The sequence below is a fragment of the Bacteroides pyogenes genome (assembly GCF_014196225.1).
Taxonomy (GTDB): Bacteria; Bacteroidota; Bacteroidia; order Bacteroidales; family Bacteroidaceae; genus Bacteroides; species Bacteroides pyogenes_A.
Genome location: NZ_JACIDI010000007.1, coordinates 31,533 through 49,622, shown reverse-complemented (window position 1 = coordinate 49,622; position 18,090 = coordinate 31,533). Strand labels below are relative to the sequence as shown.

15 protein-coding genes are annotated in these 18,090 nt (G+C 44.1%); 14 read left to right on the top strand and 1 reads right to left on the bottom strand.

Features of this window, described 5'->3' with window-relative positions:
- The 14 genes from GGR07_RS13785 to GGR07_RS06400 form a co-directional block, all read left to right on the top strand.
- Positions 1 to 197 (top strand): hypothetical protein (locus GGR07_RS13785; protein ID WP_221213949.1); only part of this gene is annotated, 197 nt, incomplete at its 5' end.
- 300 nt (positions 198 to 497) lie between these two features.
- Positions 498 to 1,223, top strand: a complete 726-nt coding sequence (gene truB, locus GGR07_RS06460; protein WP_034543601.1) for a tRNA pseudouridine(55) synthase TruB — start codon at positions 498 to 500, stop codon at positions 1,221 to 1,223.
- An 8-nt stretch (positions 1,224 to 1,231) separates the two neighbouring features.
- Complete coding sequence (gene queA / locus GGR07_RS06455; protein ID WP_021644651.1) at positions 1,232 to 2,290, top strand: tRNA preQ1(34) S-adenosylmethionine ribosyltransferase-isomerase QueA; 1,059 nt, start codon at positions 1,232 to 1,234, stop codon at positions 2,288 to 2,290.
- A gap of 32 nt (positions 2,291 to 2,322) precedes the next feature.
- Positions 2,323 to 2,625 (top strand): hypothetical protein, encoded by a 303-nt coding sequence (locus GGR07_RS06450; protein ID WP_021644650.1) that lies wholly within the window; start codon positions 2,323 to 2,325, stop codon positions 2,623 to 2,625.
- 24 nt (positions 2,626 to 2,649) lie between these two features.
- Positions 2,650 to 3,123 carry a 2-amino-4-hydroxy-6-hydroxymethyldihydropteridine diphosphokinase gene (gene folK / locus GGR07_RS06445; RefSeq protein WP_034543600.1) on the top strand — a complete coding sequence of 158 codons (474 nt, stop codon included), beginning with the start codon at positions 2,650 to 2,652 and terminating at the stop codon, positions 3,121 to 3,123.
- 70 nt (positions 3,124 to 3,193) lie between these two features.
- Positions 3,194 to 3,730 carry an RNA polymerase sigma factor gene (locus tag GGR07_RS06440; RefSeq protein ID WP_051990655.1) on the top strand — a complete coding sequence of 179 codons (537 nt, stop codon included), beginning with the start codon at positions 3,194 to 3,196 and terminating at the stop codon, positions 3,728 to 3,730.
- Positions 3,731 to 3,797: 67 nt separating this feature from the next.
- Positions 3,798 to 4,937 (top strand): FecR family protein, encoded by a 1,140-nt coding sequence (locus GGR07_RS06435; RefSeq protein WP_021644647.1) that lies wholly within the window; start codon positions 3,798 to 3,800, stop codon positions 4,935 to 4,937.
- A gap of 276 nt (positions 4,938 to 5,213) precedes the next feature.
- Entirely contained in the window at positions 5,214 to 8,522 is a 3,309-nt protein-coding gene (locus GGR07_RS06430; protein WP_081724049.1) for a SusC/RagA family TonB-linked outer membrane protein, read from the top strand.
- Positions 8,523 to 8,534: 12 nt separating this feature from the next.
- A complete protein-coding gene (locus tag GGR07_RS06425) occupies positions 8,535 to 9,968 on the top strand; it encodes a RagB/SusD family nutrient uptake outer membrane protein (protein ID WP_122056451.1) in 1,434 nt (477 codons plus the stop codon).
- A gap of 22 nt (positions 9,969 to 9,990) precedes the next feature.
- On the top strand, positions 9,991 to 10,668 hold the full coding sequence (locus GGR07_RS06420; RefSeq protein ID WP_172545167.1) for a DUF4843 domain-containing protein: 678 nt from the start codon (positions 9,991 to 9,993) through the stop codon (positions 10,666 to 10,668).
- A gap of 24 nt (positions 10,669 to 10,692) precedes the next feature.
- A complete protein-coding gene (locus tag GGR07_RS06415; RefSeq protein ID WP_172545168.1) occupies positions 10,693 to 12,240 on the top strand; it encodes a PKD-like family lipoprotein in 1,548 nt (515 codons plus the stop codon).
- A 12-nt stretch (positions 12,241 to 12,252) separates the two neighbouring features.
- A complete protein-coding gene (locus GGR07_RS06410; RefSeq protein WP_021644642.1) occupies positions 12,253 to 13,584 on the top strand; it encodes a TlpA family protein disulfide reductase in 1,332 nt (443 codons plus the stop codon).
- A gap of 752 nt (positions 13,585 to 14,336) precedes the next feature.
- Positions 14,337 to 15,629 (top strand): methionine adenosyltransferase, encoded by a 1,293-nt coding sequence (metK, locus tag GGR07_RS06405; RefSeq protein ID WP_021644639.1) that lies wholly within the window; start codon positions 14,337 to 14,339, stop codon positions 15,627 to 15,629.
- 179 nt (positions 15,630 to 15,808) lie between these two features.
- Complete coding sequence (locus tag GGR07_RS06400; protein WP_122056452.1) at positions 15,809 to 17,215, top strand: LptM family lipoprotein; 1,407 nt, start codon at positions 15,809 to 15,811, stop codon at positions 17,213 to 17,215.
- A gap of 295 nt (positions 17,216 to 17,510) precedes the next feature.
- Here GGR07_RS06400 and GGR07_RS06395 read toward each other — a convergent pair whose 3' ends face one another.
- Positions 17,511 to 17,999 carry a hypothetical protein gene (locus GGR07_RS06395; RefSeq protein WP_034543593.1) on the bottom strand — a complete coding sequence of 163 codons (489 nt, stop codon included), beginning with the start codon at positions 17,997 to 17,999 and terminating at the stop codon, positions 17,511 to 17,513.
- Between the last annotated feature and the right edge of the window lie 91 nt (positions 18,000 to 18,090).

The window sequence follows — 18,090 nt, the reverse complement described above, 5'->3', positions numbered from 1 at the left end:
CAAGTGATATTGAGCCTGCGAAGTTTTTTCTATTGGCGGGTTCGTTATGGAAGGACGAAAAGCTGAGAAGCAGTATCGAAGCAGTGAAGCTTTTCTGTCAGTGGCTTAGTGATGAAAGCATGAGAAACCGCCAAGTGATATTGAGCCTGCGAAGTTTTTTCTATTGGCGGGTTCGTTATGGAAGGACGAAAAGCTGAGAAGCAGTATCGAAGCAGTGAAGCTTTTCTATCGGTGGCTTAGTGATGAAAGCATGAGAAGCTGCGAAGGAATATAGAGGCCCTGAAAGCTTTCTCTATCGGTGTCTGTACCAATTGTTAGAGAAATAGTAGTAAGGCCGTCGATATTGAAGTTGAGATTGAATTTAGGATTAAGATTAAAAGTCTGAAATCGCCGGTCGGATGCGGGATTTATCCGAAATCCTTCTCGCCGAACTTGGGCAATGATTAAAGCCGGTTGAGTGGAACAATTGATTCATTGGAACGAAAACAACAAAAAACGTGGATTTTAAGAAAGGAGAAGTATTGTATTTTAATAAGCCCCTCGGGTGGACTTCGTTTAAGGTGGTGGGGCATGCCCGCTACCATATCTGCCGCCGGATGGGAGTGAAGAAACTGAAGGTGGGACACGCCGGAACGCTCGACCCTCTGGCTACGGGGGTGATGATCGTCTGTACGGGAAAGGCTACCAAGCGCATTGAAGAGTTCCAGTATCACACCAAAGAGTATGTGGCTACGCTCCGGCTGGGGGCGACCACTCCGTCGTACGATCTGGAGCACGAGATAGATGCCGTTTATCCTACCGGACATATCACGAGGGAGCGGGTGGAAGAAGTGTTGGCAAGCTTTGTGGGAACCATCGAACAGGTACCTCCCGCTTTTTCGGCTTGCATGGTCGACGGCAAGCGTGCTTACGAGCTGGCGCGCAAAGGGCGGGAAGTTGAACTAAAGCCGAAGCGGCTTGTTATAGATGAAGTAGAGCTGCTCGAATGCCGGTTGGACGATGCCGAACCGAAGATACGGATACGGGTGGTTTGCAGCAAAGGAACCTACATCCGCGCTTTGGCGCGCGATATCGGCGAAGCGCTCCATAGCGGGGCGCATCTCACCGAACTGGTTCGCACGCGTGTGGGAGATGTCCGGCTGGAGGACTGCCTGAACCCCGAATACTTCAAAGAGTGGATAGACAAACAGGAAATAGAAACAGAGGAAGAATCTAAAAATTAAGACATATTATGAAGTTATCGCAATTCAAATTTAAGTTACCCGAAGAGAAAATCGCTTTGCACCCGGCAAAGTACAGGGACGAATCTCGCCTGATGGTATTGCATCGCCACACAGGCAAGATTGAGCACAAACTGTTTAAAGAGGTTTTGGATTATTTTGATGATAAGGATGTGTTTATCTTCAACGACACGAAAGTGTTTCCCGCCCGCCTGTACGGAAACAAAGAGAAGACCGGCGCGCGCATAGAGGTGTTCCTGCTGCGCGAGCTGAATCAAGACCTCCGGCTGTGGGATGTGCTGGTGGATCCCGCCCGCAAGATACGTATCGGCAATAAGCTTTATTTCGGCGAAGACGACTCGATGGTGGCGGAGGTGATCGACAATACCACTTCGCGCGGACGTACGCTCCGCTTCTTGTACGACGGATCTCACGAGGAATTCAAGAAGGCACTCTATGCCTTGGGCGAAACTCCCCTGCCGCACACCATCATCAACCGTCCGGTAGAGCCGGAAGACGCCGAACGCTTCCAGTCCATCTTTGCCCGCAACGAAGGGGCGGTGACTGCGCCGACGGCCAATCTGCACTTCAGCCGCGAGCTGATGAAACGGCTGGAGATAAAAGGCATCGACTTCGCTTACATTACGCTGCATGCCGGGCTGGGCAACTTCCGCGACATCGATGTGGAAGACCTGACGAAACACAAAATGGATTCCGAACAGATGTTCGTGAATGCCGAGGCGGTGAAAACCGTGAACCGTGCCAAAGACAACAACAGGAACGTCTGCGCCGTGGGCACTACCGTGATGCGCGCCATCGAGAGTGCCGTGAGCACCGACGGGCACTTGAAAGAGTTCGAAGGCTGGACCAACAAATTCATCTTCCCTCCCTACGAATTTACGGTGGCCAATTCGATGATCTCCAACTTCCACATGCCGCTTTCCACCCTGCTGATGATTGTGGCTGCTTTCGGCGGCTACGAACAGGTGATGGGGGCCTACGACGTGGCGCTGAAAGAAGGTTACCGTTTCGGCACCTACGGCGACGCGATGCTGATTCTGGATAAATAAACATTTTCTTTTGTATAACAAAACCCCGTGTGATGAAGATATGTCCCATTTGCCACGAAGAGGTGGAAGACAGCTTTGAAATATGCTGGAACTGCAATTACAGCTTTCCCGAAGGAGCAATCATCGAGCTGCCCGAAGGAGAAGACGGCGGACGGAGCCTGGACTGCCTGCGCTGCCACACGCACATGCTCTACTCCGGTAGCTACAAGTTTCATGAAGGTTTTCAGACGGGTATGCTGGGCAACCTGTTCGAAATCTTTCAGAACAAAGAGGCTTTTGATTTGTATGTGTGTCCGCGATGCGGGAAAGTGGAGTTCTTCTCTCCGCTGAAATAAGAAGAAAGGCGAAACAGCGTGTCTATGCACAGAGTATATATCAGTCTGGGAACCAATTTAGGCGACAAGGAGCGAAACCTTCGCCTGGCGCTGAAGCATATCGAAGAGCAGATAGGGAAAGTCGTTTCCCTGTCTGCTTTTTATGCCACCGCCCCGTGGGGTTTTACATCGGACAACAGCTTTCTCAATGCGGCGGCATGTGTAGAAACCCGGTTGCTGCCCTTGGATGTGCTGGAGCGTACGCAGTCTGTGGAGCGCCGACTGGGGCGTAAACAGAAATCGGTAAATGGAGCCTACAAAGACCGTCTTATCGACATCGACCTCCTGCTCTACGACGATTGGGTTGTTTCCGACGTCTCTCCTTCGGGAGCGCGGCTCACTCTTCCCCATCCGCTGATGGCGGAACGTGACTTCGTGCTTCGGCCCTTGGCGGAAATTGCGCCGCAGCTGCTGCATCCCGTTCTGGGAAAAACGGTTAGGGAATTATTGGAAGATTGATTTTCTTTTTCTACATTTGCATTTGTTATTCTGTAATTTATCTACTTTATTCAGATACCCGAAAGTCGGTATGGAGGAAGAAAAAGAGAACAGTCGGTCAGATACTTTGAAAGATAAATTTGAGACGCTTTTCAAAGAAAATTATTCCAGTCTTTATTATTATGCCCTTCATTTTATTCCTGATAGTGAAATTTGCAAAGATTTAGTAAGCGATACTTTTCATTTTATGTGGGAAAATATTGAAACTTTACGTATGGAAACGGCAAAGGTTTATATGTACACTCATCTTCAACGGCTTTGCATTGATTATCTTCGTCGTTTAGGTATGATAGTCGGTAAAACTGATTCTTATCTTGCGATGCTTCGAGAGTGGAATGAAAATGATTGGAGGGAAAGTGAAGAGCGTATTCAGAAGATTATGAGTTTGATAAAGCAGATGCCCCCACTTACTCGGACAATAATGGAGGAATGTTATATATATAAGAAGAAATACGTAGAGGTAGCCGAAATAACAGGACTTTCGGAGAGTGGTGTACGTAAGCATGTGATGAAAGGATTGAATATTATCAGGCAATATTTTTCCGTTAAATATAAAAAAAGGCAGTGACTAAGTTATTAACCGGTTCGTAATAGATAATGTTATAAATATCTTATATTATGAGGAAGTAAGCTTTATGAATGACTCAAATAATAAAGATAATAAATTTGATAAAGAAGTATATCAAGCACTGGAAGAGGGCTTGGATTACGAATGTGAACAAGCATTATTGCGTTGCCATTTTACAGAGCCTTCTGTTGATGATGAGTGGAAGAAATTTCAGCATTCGATACCGTCGACTTTATTGACTGTTAAACGTAAAAAGAAGTTTCTTGCCTATTATATTATCGGTGGAATTTCGGCAGCTGCAATGATATTGGGGGCAGTTTTCCTTGTTTTGCCAGATCATCAGGTACAAAGAGTGAAAGGACGCCAAGAAATGGAATTATTGATAACTTCAATCCCTGATGATCAGCAAGTTGTTTTAGAGGAATCAGAGAACACTGTATCTGAAGAACGGATGGTGGTAATTAATAATACAGTTCCTCGTATAGAACGGCAAGGTGCTGTTTTGTCGGCAAGGGAAGCCGATTATACTCATGTAAATGTCAAGAAGGTCCGTCATAATATTGTTTCCATACCCCGGGGTAAGGTTTATAAGATACTTTTAAACGATGGTACGGAAGTTTGGCTTAACGCAGACAGCCGTTTCTCTTTTCCTTCCCGTTTTTCCGGTAAGAACCGTGTCGTGACACTTGACGGAGAAGCTTATTTCAAAGTAGCACCTGATGAGCATAAACCTTTTATTATTGTTACTGATAAAATGACAACACAAGTGTTAGGGACAGAGTTTAATATCAAAGCTTATAAAGATTCCGAAACGCATGTAACACTGGTACGTGGTTCGATATGCGTACGATTGCCGCATAAAAATGAGGAAGTAACTTTAACTCCCGGTGATGACATTGTTTGTACCGAGAATGGCTATCAAGTGAGAAAAATCGATACAAGCTACTATAGTCAGTGGATGGAAGGTTACTTTTATTATGATGATGTGTCGCTTACTGATATTTTACGCGATCTCGGGCGTTGGTATAATTTTTCTGTTGAGATAGAACAGGACCCCTCACTTATGAATCTGCGATTACACTTTATTGCGGAGCGGGGCGATAATATCGATCAAGTAATTGAGAATTTAAATGCTTATGAGTATCTTTCTGTTATAAAAGGAGAGAATAAGTTGACAGTGAAATGGAAAAATAATGCAATCCAATAAAGGACAATCGAACTGCTATTGAAATAAGCTGAGATAAGCGTTTGTCTTAGAAAGCAAATGAAATGAATCGTTCTGCTTGCAGCGCATCCTGTGATAGACGAAGCATCGCTCTTAAAGAGCAAGTGAAATGAATCGTTTTGCGCAAGTGAGGGATGGCGTAAATTATAGCTTTTCAAAAATAAAGGTTTTGAAAAATAAAATAAAGAGCGTTTAGTGGGACTAAACGCTTTCTTTTTTCGTATTTAATTAAAAGTCACCTTTAATCAATCATTGTTTATGAAAAGTTTTTGTTTTTCGAGAAGCTTCCGTAAATGGTTTTTATTCTTCTTACTTTTCTTTTTTACCGGAAGTATTGGGAGTGAAAGTGTGTTAGCGCAAAGTACTTCACAGAAAATTGATTTGGTATGTCAGAATGAGGCCATGTCAACTGTACTGAAAAAGCTAGAACAAGAGACTAAATTCAAATTCTTGTTTACCTATAATGAGATTCAGCATTTTAAGGTAACAGTTGAAATTAAATCGAAAACAATTGATGAGGTGATGAATGCTATTTTAGCCTCTTATCCGTTAACTTATAAGATTAACGGGATATATGTCACGGTTTCAGCTTTGCAGAAAACGAAGCAGAAACGTATAAAAGGTCGTGTAGTGGATGTTGCCGGAGTCTCTTTACCCGGTGTGAATATTCTTACCAATGACCCTTCTGTGGCTGGCGTCAGTGATGTTGATGGGAATTTTGATATTGTAATTCCCTATAATACGGAAATAACGGAGGTGAAGTTTTCTTATATCGGGATGAAGACTGTATCTGTGTCTTTTACAGGGAAGCCACTTTTTATTTCCATGAAAGATGATACGCAGAGTGTGGATGAAGTAGTTGTTAACGGTATATTTGAGCGTAAAAAAGAGAGTTTCACAGGTGCTACTACTGTTATTAGAAAAGAAGAATTGATGCGAAACGGCAGTCAAAACTTATTGCAAAATTTGAAGAATATAGATCCGGCTTTCAAGATTGTAGAGAATATGGACTTAGGTTCCAATCCGAATGCCATGCCTGAAATTCGAATGCGTGGGCAGCAGTCAATGCCTGATTTGAAAGGAACGTATAATGGGAATCCTAACCAGCCGTTGTTTATATTGGATGGTTTTGAGGCCGATGTTACTGCTATTTACGACTTAGATATGAACCGTGTAGAGACTATTGTCTTGTTGAAAGATGCTGCTGCAAAAGCAATTTATGGTTCCAAAGCAGCTAATGGGGTTGTGGTTATAGAAACCCGTAAGCCTGAAGCCGGTAAACTGAGAATCACTTATAAGGGAGATTTGAACCTGACTATTCCCGATCTGACCGGATATAATCTTTGTAATGCCCGTGAGAAGTTTGAAGTGGATAAAGCGCATGGTTCGTATTCCGACCCGTGGTTTTGGGAACAATATTTGAATAATATACAATCCGAAATAGCACGTGGCGTAGATACCGATTGGCTGGCACAACCCTTGCGTACCGGCGTCGGACATCGGCATTCTGTTTATTTGGAAGGTGGTGATGAACGCCTTCGTTATGGTGTAGATTTACTTTACAACGATATTAAGGGTATTATGAAAGGCTCTGGTCGTAAAACGTTCACCGGAGGTTTTATTCTCTCCTATCGTTATAAGAATTTATTGTTTCGTAATCAATTCAATGCCACTTTGAATCATGCAGATGATTCTCCTTATGGCTCTTTTTCTGAGTATGCAGAGTTGAACCCATACTGGACACCGTATGATAAGAATGGTAGCTTGAAGCAAATAGCAGGTTCAACAGGTGGTGGAGGCCTAGTCGGTGTTACCAAAGGAAATCCATTGTGGAATGTTACTATTGGTACAAGAAACCTCGGTAAATACACAAATCTGACTAATAACTTTTATATAGAGTGGCAGTTGCTTGAATCATTGAAGCTGACGGGGCGGCTGGGATTGTCGAAAACATTCAATAGACGGGAAGACTTTTATCCTGCCTCTCACACTTATTTTTTTAATTATTCCGAAGATCGTTCTTTCGATAAGGGAAGTTATAGCAAATCTGATGGAGAGATCAGTTCTGTATCGGCCGATGTCACGGCAAATTATTCTTTGCTTTTGAATAAAAACCAGCTATTGTTTAATGTAGGTTGGAACATGCAGCAAAATCAGTCAGAAACTACTAAATTTAAAGTTATAGGCTTCCCCAATGACCGTATCAACTTCATTGCCTCCGGTCTGAAACCGGATCCGAATCAACCTTTTTCCGGAAACGAAAGCATTAATCGTTCGATCAGTGTACTATCGGCTTTGAACTATTCATATGATGATCGTTATTTGGCCGATCTTTCTTATCGCGCCAGCGCTTCTTCTCTTTTTGGAAAAGAAAACCGTTGGGGACATTTTTGGGCCGCAGGTGTGGGTTGGAATTTGCATAAAGAACATTTCATGGAAAACGCTACTTGGTTGAAGCAATTTAAAGTAAGAGCCTCTACGGGTTATACCGGAGCGCAAAATTTCAGTTCTTATCAGGCATTGGCCACTTTCGGTTATTATCAGACGCAAGCTTATGATAATTGGATAGGCTCTTACCTGATGACTTTGCCCAACGACAACTTGAAATGGCAGAAAACCCAAGATTATAATATTGGGGTTGATATTAATCTCTTTAGCCGTCTGAGTATTCGTTACGATTACTATATACAGAAGACCGAAGACCAACTTTTGGCGCTTACGATTCCGCCTTCTATGGGATTTCTAAGTTATATGGAAAATTTGGGAAGTACTGAAAACAGAGGTATGGAGCTGAAGCTGAATGCGCACCTTCTGTATAATCCGGCAGATAATCGTTACTTAAGCGCATTTTTCTCTATTGCCAAAAACTCGAATAAGCTTAAAAAAATATCAAATGCCTTGAAAAACTACAATGATGAAGTAGATAGTCAAATTATAGCCGGCAAAACGAACAAGCCTCAGCTTCATTTTATTGAAGGAGAATCAATGAACGCTATTTGGGCTGTACGGTCATTAGGTATCGATCCGGCCACAGGAGATGAATTATACCTCACTAAAGATGGAAAAACGACAACAGAATGGAGAGCGGAGAACCAAGTTGTGTGTGGAGATGCCATGCCGAAATGCACAGGTACCTTCGGATTGAACTTAGATTATAAAGGAATTTTCATGAACATGTCTTTCTATTATCAGTTGGGAGGACAAATGTATAACCAGACTTTGGTAAACCGTGTGGAAAATGCCTATGTCGGCCTGAACGTAGATAAGCGGATATATAATGCTGTTTGGAAGCAACCGGGAGATGTTGTTGATTTTTCTTATAGCCCTTATAAGACGACTAAACCAAGTTCTCGCTTTATTCAGGATTTGAATGAATTGCGTTTTTCTATATTGAATGTCGGCTATGATTTTCGTCATACAGCTTTTCTGAACCGGCTTAAACTCGCACAACTGAAGGTCAGTTTCTATATGAACGATATTTTTCGTGCATCTACCGTGAGGGTGGAAAGAGGATTGGACTATCCATTCGCCCGCACTTACTCGGTTTCTTTACAGGCAACTTTTTAATATAGTTAAGATATGATGGCAAAAATACAAAAAATAAGAAGAATACTTGGAATACTGCTTTTGTCTTTGCTAAGTGTTTCGTGTCAGGACTGGTTGGACGTCAGTCCGAAGTCTGAAGTGAAATATGATGATTTGTTCAGCTATAAAAATGGGTTTAAAGATCAGTTGACAGGAATCTATACTGCGCTTTGCGCTGAAAATCTATATGGGGCAAACCTTACTTTTGGTATGGCAGATGCTTTGGGACAACAATATGTTTGGAAACAAGAGGCGGGTACTTACTATCATCTGCACCGGTTTGAATACGGGAGTACTGCCAGCCGTGGGGTGATCAACAATGTGTGGAGCAGTATGTATAATGCGATTGCCAATGTCAATATCTTATTGCAGGGTATTGATGAACATCGGGGAGTTTTGTCCGAAGTAGAAGAAAAAGTCTATGAAGGTGAAGCCTATGCTTTGCGTGCCTTTTTGCATTTCGACCTGCTCCGGTGGTTTGGTAAGAGCTATGCGAGCGGTGCCGGTGAAAAGGCCATCCCGTATGTGAAAGGAGTATCGAAGGAGGTCACTCCGCTATCTACCGTTTCCGAGAGCATTGATCTGGTGATTGAGGATTTGAAGCGTGCATTGGAGTTATTGGCGGCAGACCCTATAAAGACAGGCCATTCTGCTACCGATTTCTTGGGTACACGTGATTTTCATTTCAACTACTATGCTGCTTGTGCTTTGATGGCTCGTGCCTATCTTTATAAAGATGATAAAAGTAATGCGTCGCGATATGCCCGTGAAGTAATCGGATCGGGCAAGTATCCTTGGGTAGCAAGTAGCAATGTTACCACCAATACACGTGAAACACGTGACGGGATTTTTAAGTCGGAGTGTATCTTTATGCTCAATAATACAAGGTTGAAGTCGTTGACGGAAAGATATTTGAAAGAAGGAGAAAGCAGCACTGCGGGTAATTTGCTTATCATGTCTGCGGAAGTATGTGCAGAAATATTTGAGACCGACTTGTATGGTTTTGATTGGCGGCATAATTATTATTTTGAAACACTGTCAAGTTATTATGTTGGTAGCACTAAGTTGTGGCAGGTTTCTTCCGACTATAACAATCGCCAGCCATTGCTCAGGATCAGTGAGATGTGGCTGATTGCGGCTGAATGCGCAGCCTCGAAGAAAGATGCCGTGGACTGTATCAATACATTGCGCAGGCATAGGGGTTTTGATGAAGGAAGCATGCTCTCCGAAGAGGGGACGACTGATGTGATGTTGAAAACCATTATCGGAAAAGAATACCGGAAAGAGTTTATCGGTGAAGGACAGTGGTTCTTATATTGCAAGCGGTTGGATATTGAGGAGATACCTAATGTAACGGTTCCTTTCAGTAAGGGATTTTATGTACTTCCGATGCCTGATAGGGAAAAGGAATATGGTGGCAGAAATTAAAAAAAGAAAAAGGAGACGATATATGAAACGATTCGGTTATGCGACAGGTTTATTGCTGCTGTTGACGGCAAGTTGTACCAAAGACGGCTACTTGCGATATGACACTGATGTAGCCTCTTTACGGTTTGTTTATTCTCCGGCAGGGAAAGACAGCACGGTTTACTCTTTTGGCCTGCATCCGGGAGTAAAAGAGGATATTGTAGAAATACCGTTCAAGCTGATAGGTATAAGCTCTTCTGAACCGAGAGAAGTTGCGGTGGAGGCTGTGAAGGATAAGACAACGGCTATAGAGAGTAATGACTTTGTGATTGAACCGTGCAGATTGCCGGCAGATGCCATTGCCGGTAGCGTAAAGATTAAAGTGAGAAAAAATGCAAGTTCGGATGCGGAAAGCAAAGTTGTTGCCCTGCGTTTATGTGCTAACAATTACTTCTCTGAGGCCCCGGTCAACGAGTCGATGTTCAGAGTTGTAATAACTAACGAATTGGCTGAACCTGTGGGATGGATTTTCAACGAGTACAGCCGTGTAAAGCATGAGTTCGTTATTTTGCATACAGGGGTTGCTACGAACTATAACCAATGGAGCACTTCGGAGCAGATCTATTGGAAAGGTGTATTGATCAAAGCGTTGTATGAATATAACAAAGCACATCCGGGAGAACCTTTGACTGATGAAAACGGTTTGGTGGTGACATTCTAAGTATTAATGGTAAAGACACGTGCAATGATGAAAAATATATTAAAATTCGGGCTATGCCTTATCGGACTGATGATAGGTCTGGCCGCTTGTTATGACGATCGCGGGAATTATGATTATTCCGAGTTGCCCGGCGTCGCTCTTGAGGCAAAAGATACGGTATATGCCACTCAATTCAAAACGTTGGAATTGCCGGTGGACATCAAACTGGATGGCGCCGACGAAAATGATTATGAATTTAGCTGGCGTCTTTGGTCAAATGAAGTCGGAGGTGTCTGGAAGCAGAAAACTATCTGCAAGACAAAGAACCTTTCTTATGCAGTGACCGAAATCCCGGGATCTTATTCGCTGGTACTCACCTGTCGCAATAAAGAATCGGGGGTAGATACTTACAAAAAGATCCTTTTGGTTGTACAGGGGATTATTACCGAAGGGTGGATGGTTTTGCAAGAGAAAGACGGAAAAACTGATTTCGATATGATTATGAGTCCTTATTTTTCCGACCGGGTAGATAAGGACCAGATATTGCATGATGTTTACAAAACGGTCAACGAAGAGCAGTTGGAAGGAAAGGGTGTCAAGATCGGTAGTTTTTTCTGTTTGGGACGTTATCAGAATGTGACGGTTCTGACCGATAAGGGAGGAGCTCGCTTGGATGCCATTACCATGCAAAAGACGTTCGACATTTCTACTTTGATGTCGGATATGAGCGACTGGAAGCCGGAGAATTATATTTTCTACCATTATTATTGGAGTCCCGGGCGATACGGTTATGACGCCATTATCTCCAACGGCCGTTTTTATGAATATAGCGCCATCAGCTCAATGGGCTTTACTACGTATATCGAACCTATTCTGAAAGATGGAATATCTTATAAATCAGCTTCTTATGCTCCTCGTTTTTTCGATTACTATCTGGCTATTATCTATGATGAATTGGGCGGGCGTTTCTTATGCTTTCCCAAAAAGAGCGGAGGCTCTACATGGATACTTCAGGAAATGCCGGACAATGCTTCCGGCTCGGTGTTCAACATAAAGAATATGCGTGCCAAGCTGCGATATATGGATACAGGTTTTAATAACTACGAGTATGGATTGTTTGAAGATTGGGATACTCATACGAATACTTTGTATGCGTTTAATTTTGATGCGAAAACCAATGTGGATAAGGCGATGTATAGTGCATCAAACTGTCCTGAGATACAAAATGCCAACTATTTTGCCGTAGGAAACTTAGGCCCGGTATTCTATTATGCCACAGACAGGGATATTTATCAATATGACTATATGGGCGCCAATATAGGCAAGAAGGTCTACTCTTTGGCTAACAGCGAGGAAAAGATCACCGGTATGAAAATCTTCAAACCTTGTGTCGATCGCTTCATTCGTTCGCATCCTTACAACAATAAGATTTTGATAATTTCTACTTATAATGAAAGTGCAAAAGAAGGAAAGGTGTATATGTATTATGTCAACGTAAGCAATGGAGCCATCGACACTTCTTCGGAGAAGGTCTTTAGTGGATTCGGAAGAATTCTGGACATGGAGTATAATTTCCCGAAATATGGTTCTTAAAAATATTTTCCAATGAAAAAACTGTTTATTCTAAAAATAGGGTTTGTTTTTCTGTGTTTTCAATGGGGAGAGCAAGTATTCGCCCAAGTAGCTTTTTATTTTGAGTCATTCAGGCAGGTAAAGATACAAGTTACTTTCCGAGACTCATCATACCAAGCCGTGTTGGACGAATCGGGGGTGGGAACTATTCAAGTTCCCGCCTTGCTGTCTCCCGGATATGCCGTTTTATATGGGCCGCGCAGTATCAATTATTTCTATCTTATTCCGGGCGGGAAGCAGAGCATGAATAAATATGCTGACGGCCGTCTTGAGTTCGATGGAGATGGAAAAACTATTAATGAATATTTAAACGGAAGATTCCTAAATACCTTGAATCTGAATTACGATCAGTCGGAGAGCGCTTTTTTGGAAGAATGGGAGCAGCTGCCGGATAGATTGCAATCTCATCTTGACTCGCTTCCGCTGCCTGAGAGTTTTAAGCCGTTGGAGAGAAAGCGGCTGTATTATCAGGCTTGTAATATGCTTCAAGCTTATCCGCTTCATCGTGCCAGAAAGCTGAAAACGAATGAGTACTCTCCCCAAGAAAACTATTACCGACAAGTGGAGAAAGCAATGAGGGAGGATGAGGAAGCCTACGAGTTGTGGGAATATCGGCAAACTTTTAAAAGTTATATCCGGTCATTAGCTGAAAAATTTACCGAAAACGAACCATTGGAGCAGTTGCGCTACGCATTGCATTATATACAAGACTCTGTGAGGGATTCCCGACTCGCTGATTATCTGGTCCATACTTTTATGTACGGACATGTCAGAAATTTTGGGGCAAAAGATGTTGAAGAATTTCTGCCTGTCTATAAAGAGAAAGTGAACAATCTTTCCCGAAAAGCGGAGTTTGATGAAATTTATCAGAAGTTTTCGCGTCTGGCGAAAGGGAAGAAAGCACCGGATTTTCGGTTTTCCGATATTAATGGAAAACAGGTTGCCCTTTCCGGTTTGTCGGGGAAATATGTTTATATAGATGTATGGGCTACATGGTGTGCTCCCTGTTGCCGGGAGCTTCCTTTACTGCAACAGTTGGAGGAAAGGTATAGAGAAAAGCCGATTCATTTTGTCGGTATTTCCATTGATGATGACGAGGCTGCTTGGAAGAGAAAGGTGAAAACCGATAATTTGGGAGGAGTTCAGTTGTATGCGGGCAAGAATCCTACATTTCGCAGCGATTATCAGATCTCTTTAATACCCCGTTTTATCCTGATCGATCCGGAAGGAAAAATAGTAGATGTAAAAATGTCCAGACCTTCTGAACCGAAGACTGTGGCTCTCTTGGACTCTTTATTTCAATAAAGAGTCCAAGAGGCTTTTCTCCTGCGGGGGATTGAAAAAAAGGGCTCTTTTATGTTCATATCTTCCTGCCTTGTTGACCATATATACTCACGATGCTGGCCATATATGCTCACCGCGCTGGCCATATATGCTCATCTATGCTGACCATATATACTCACCGTGCTATCCATATATACTCACATGCCCCCATGTATACTTCGCACACATCCCCCATCCCGACAGCAAAAAGTGTATCCGCCTATACCCGACAAACGCCTGTCTGCCTGACTGTATAGTTTTCTGCTTCCTACAGCCTTAGCATCTAAAACATCATATATTGCTGTCTGCCTGACTGTATAGCTCTCTGCTTCCTCGTCAGCGACTAAATGATAGAGGCACAAGCCAGCTGTCTGTCTGACTGTATAGCTTTCTTCTTCTTGCATGTTGCAGTCCCGCACGGCATAGCCGGTGTACCATCGAACAAGAATATTCTTCCCATCGGCTACTGCAAAAATATCGGAAATATAGATAAGAAGTGTGTATATTGGGGGCGAATATGTGTGTGTTTTGTGCGATTCTCCTTATCTTTGTCCCCCGAAATGAAAGTGTGGATAGATTTGAGCAGCTTGCAACCACCGAAAAAAATGCTAAAACACGATTATTTACTCCCGTTTTTCAGTGATTTATTGCAATATGCTCTTCTCTTCTTCCCCTCTTGCATGCCTTATTATTGATTTTTTTTAACGAGGAGTTTATAAACTAAAAAAGAAGATATGGGATACTTATTTACATCCGAATCGGTGTCGGAAGGACACCCCGATAAGGTAGCCGATCAGATATCGGATGCCGTGCTTGACAAGCTGTTGGCTTACGACCCCAGCTCGAAAGTAGCTTGCGAAACACTGGTGACGACCGGACAGGTGGTACTGGCGGGTGAAGTGAAAACAAAAGCATACGTCGACCTGCAACTCATCGCGCGTGAGGTGATCAGAAAAATCGGCTACACCAAAGGCGAATACATGTTCGAAAGCAACTCCTGCGGCGTGCTCTCGGCCATCCACGAGCAAAGCCCCGACATCAACCGCGGCGTAGAACGTCAGGACCCGATGGAACAGGGAGCGGGCGATCAGGGGATGATGTTCGGCTATGCGACGAACGAAACCGAAAACTACATGCCGCTTTCGCTCGATCTGGCTCACCGCATTCTGCTGGCTTTGGCCGATATTCGCCGCGAAGGCAGGGAGATGACTTATCTTCGCCCCGACGCAAAGAGTCAGGTGACGATTGAATACGACGACAACGGTACGCCCGTGCGCATCGACACCATTGTGGTGTCTACGCAGCACGACGACTTCATACAGCCTGCCGATGATTCGGAAGCTGCCGCGCTGAAAGCCGACGAAGAGATGCTGGCCGTGATTCGTCGCGACGTGATTGAGGTACTCATGCCCCGCGTCATCGCTTCCATTCATCACGATAAAGTGCTGGCGCTGTTCAACGACCGCATCACGTACCACGTGAACCCTACCGGTAAGTTCGTTATCGGCGGTCCTCACGGAGATACGGGTTTGACGGGACGCAAGATCATCGTCGACACGTACGGAGGCAAGGGCGCGCACGGCGGCGGAGCGTTCTCGGGCAAAGACCCCAGCAAGGTAGACCGTTCGGCAGCCTATGCCGCACGTCACATTGCCAAGAACATGGTAGCTGCCGGCGTGGCGGACGAGATGTTGGTTCAGGTGAGCTATGCCATCGGCGTGGCACGCCCCATCAACATATTCGTAGACACTTACGGACGCAGCCACGTGAAAATGACCGACGGCGAGATAGCCCGCAAGATCGACCAGCTGTTCGACCTTCGCCCGAAGGCCATCGAAGAGCGTCTGAAACTCCGCAACCCCATCTATCAGGAGACGGCGGCTTACGGACACATGGGACGCGAGCCTCAGGTGGTGACGAAGAAATTCGCCTCACGCTACGAGGGAGCTAAAACTGTGGAAGTGGAACTCTTCACATGGGAGAAGCTCGATTATGTAGATAAAATCAAAGCCGCTTTCGGCTTATAAATTAAATTCGTTTAGCGATTGATTGTTGTTATCATATAAATATTGAAAATCCGTAGCTTTGCTCCTGACCGGGAGTAAGGTTGCGGATTTTTTTTGATTAGGCGGATTGCAGGCAAAAGGCTTTTGTTCGTTTTCCGTCGCAGAAGTAAAAATTAAGGTAAAAAGAAAAAAGTTTCAAGATGAAAAAAACATTGTTATTAGCATTCGTATGTGCCGCATTGGCGGCTTGTGGAAAAGACGATCCCATCGATTTGCCCAAACCCGCGCCGGAGCAGCAGAAGGAGTCCGGCAACTCGGAAAACTCCGATTCCGATAATCCCACCCCCAATCCCGACCAACCGGATTCCGGGCAGCCTGATCCGGCTCCAACCGTGACGAAGGAAGAGATGGCGACTTATTTTGGTTTCGGATACGAGGATGTAAATACGGCTATTGCACGTACCCGCACGGCAAAGGGAGTTCAGAAGATAGGCGATAAGAACATCGAAGTCACCAAAGTAGAGGTGAAGAGCAAAGACGAAACAGCAGGCTCGTTCGTGCTGTATCTGGAAGGTAAAGTGAACGATAAGGCTTTCGATACGACATTGACGTTCGACGGATTCAACAAGCGTCCGGATAATTACAATATGGGAAAGCGTGTGCAAGGTAAGTGGAAAGCCGGGGTAGACAAATACGCCAAATTCGATCTGGACTATCTGCTGCGCCAGAAAAAAACCGATAAGTTTACCGCCCAATACCTTAGCGAGGCGATAGAGTTCTATTCCACCGATTTCGACGGGAAGGCCTTCTACTACACGGAAGAAGACATCAGGAAGTCTGTGATATCGGATATGAAATACAACTCGAATGGGGGAGGAGAAATCTCTTTCAACCTGACTTACAGCGGGGCAAAAAGTGATTCTCCCATCCGCCTCAGTATAGATAAAAACATTTACTACGCCGGAAAAGTGACGGTTGATGCTGATTTTGCGAAAGGATTGTATGTGAAAGGAGTAGAGAAAAACTATGCGCTGTTTGGTGGACGAGCTATTAGATATGATGAAAAGTTGTACGCTGTTCAATGTGTAGGAGCGAATAATGCTAATGAATCGGAGGGTAAGCTCACCCTCGATTTCAAATTAATGTCTGTGCATGGAGACGGAGGAGCACTTGCTATTTTCTCCAAAGAAGTTGGTGGCTTCAAGCTGCTGAAAGATTTGAAAGATGAATTGGTTCCTCTGTTCAATACCGATGTACAAGAGGTGATGAAGAAATATGTGGATATCAATACACCCGTTGGCGATGTGAAAGAAAAAATTAAGGCCAAGATTGAGAATTGGATAATGAAAGTGAATTTCAGCATTAAAAGAGAAGGGCAATGGTATGACCTTGTTTGGGATAGTGATCTTAGATTACTCATAGGAGAAGTGGGACAGGTGATGGATATATATTTGGAGCGACCAAAGTTTGAGCTGGTTTCCGCTTCTTTAAAAGATGAAGGAAGAAAGATGCTATACCTTGGCATTAAGCTTCTATATGCCAATGAAACATCATTGAGCGATAATAATGTCGTTTTTACATTACCGATACACATTCCTTCAAAGTAAAGCTACGCATTTTTAGCTGTAATCATTTAATCAAAATCCCCCGCTCCACCCGGACAAAGCGGGGGATTTTCCGTATATCGACGTCGCGGTTCTGAAAAACATTTGTGCTCTTAGCTGCTGATGCCGCCGGAGATTTTTCCGTATGTCGACATTACAGCTCTCGTTTTCGCAGGTGAAGAATGTCGATGCGCTTGCATAGGGGAGTGCCTTCCTCATCTGGCAAAGTGCTTCCACAAGTGCTCTCTCTCGTAAGAAGCTAAGGGCGATTTGTAAAAGGAATTCTTCCCAAATATTCTTAGAGTCTCCTAATGGAGAACATCGGCAAGCAATGCACCTGCGTTAGGTTCTTCCCAAATATCCTTAAAGCCTCTTTCATTGGTGTCGTTGTAAGAGTGTAAGAGCCGTTGGCAAAGGAGGGGTACGGCTCTCTGCCTGAAAAGTCGCATTTGGATATAACGTTGTTTGGCATCATCAGGTTGAGGTTGATGCGAGGGGCGCCTGCACCGATGTGTTCGATGAGTTGATGGTCTTTGGTCATCAGGTTGAGGTTGATGCGAGGGACGCCTGCACCGATGTGTTCGATGAGTTCACGGTCTTTGGTCATCGGGTTGAGGTTGATGTGAGGGACGCCTGCACCGATGTGTTCGATGAGTTGACGGTCTTTGGTCGTCGGGTTGAGGTTGATGCGAGGGATGCCTGCACTGATGTGTTCGATGAGTTGACGTCTTTGGTCGTCAGACTCAGGTTCATATAAGGAGGGGCAAGTAATTAGTATCCACGTCACCTATCCACCAGTTGCCGTTTTGTTCAGGTTCATGTAAGGGGAGGCAAAGAATGTGTTGCAATCATATTCTTGCATCGAGTGCGGATAATCG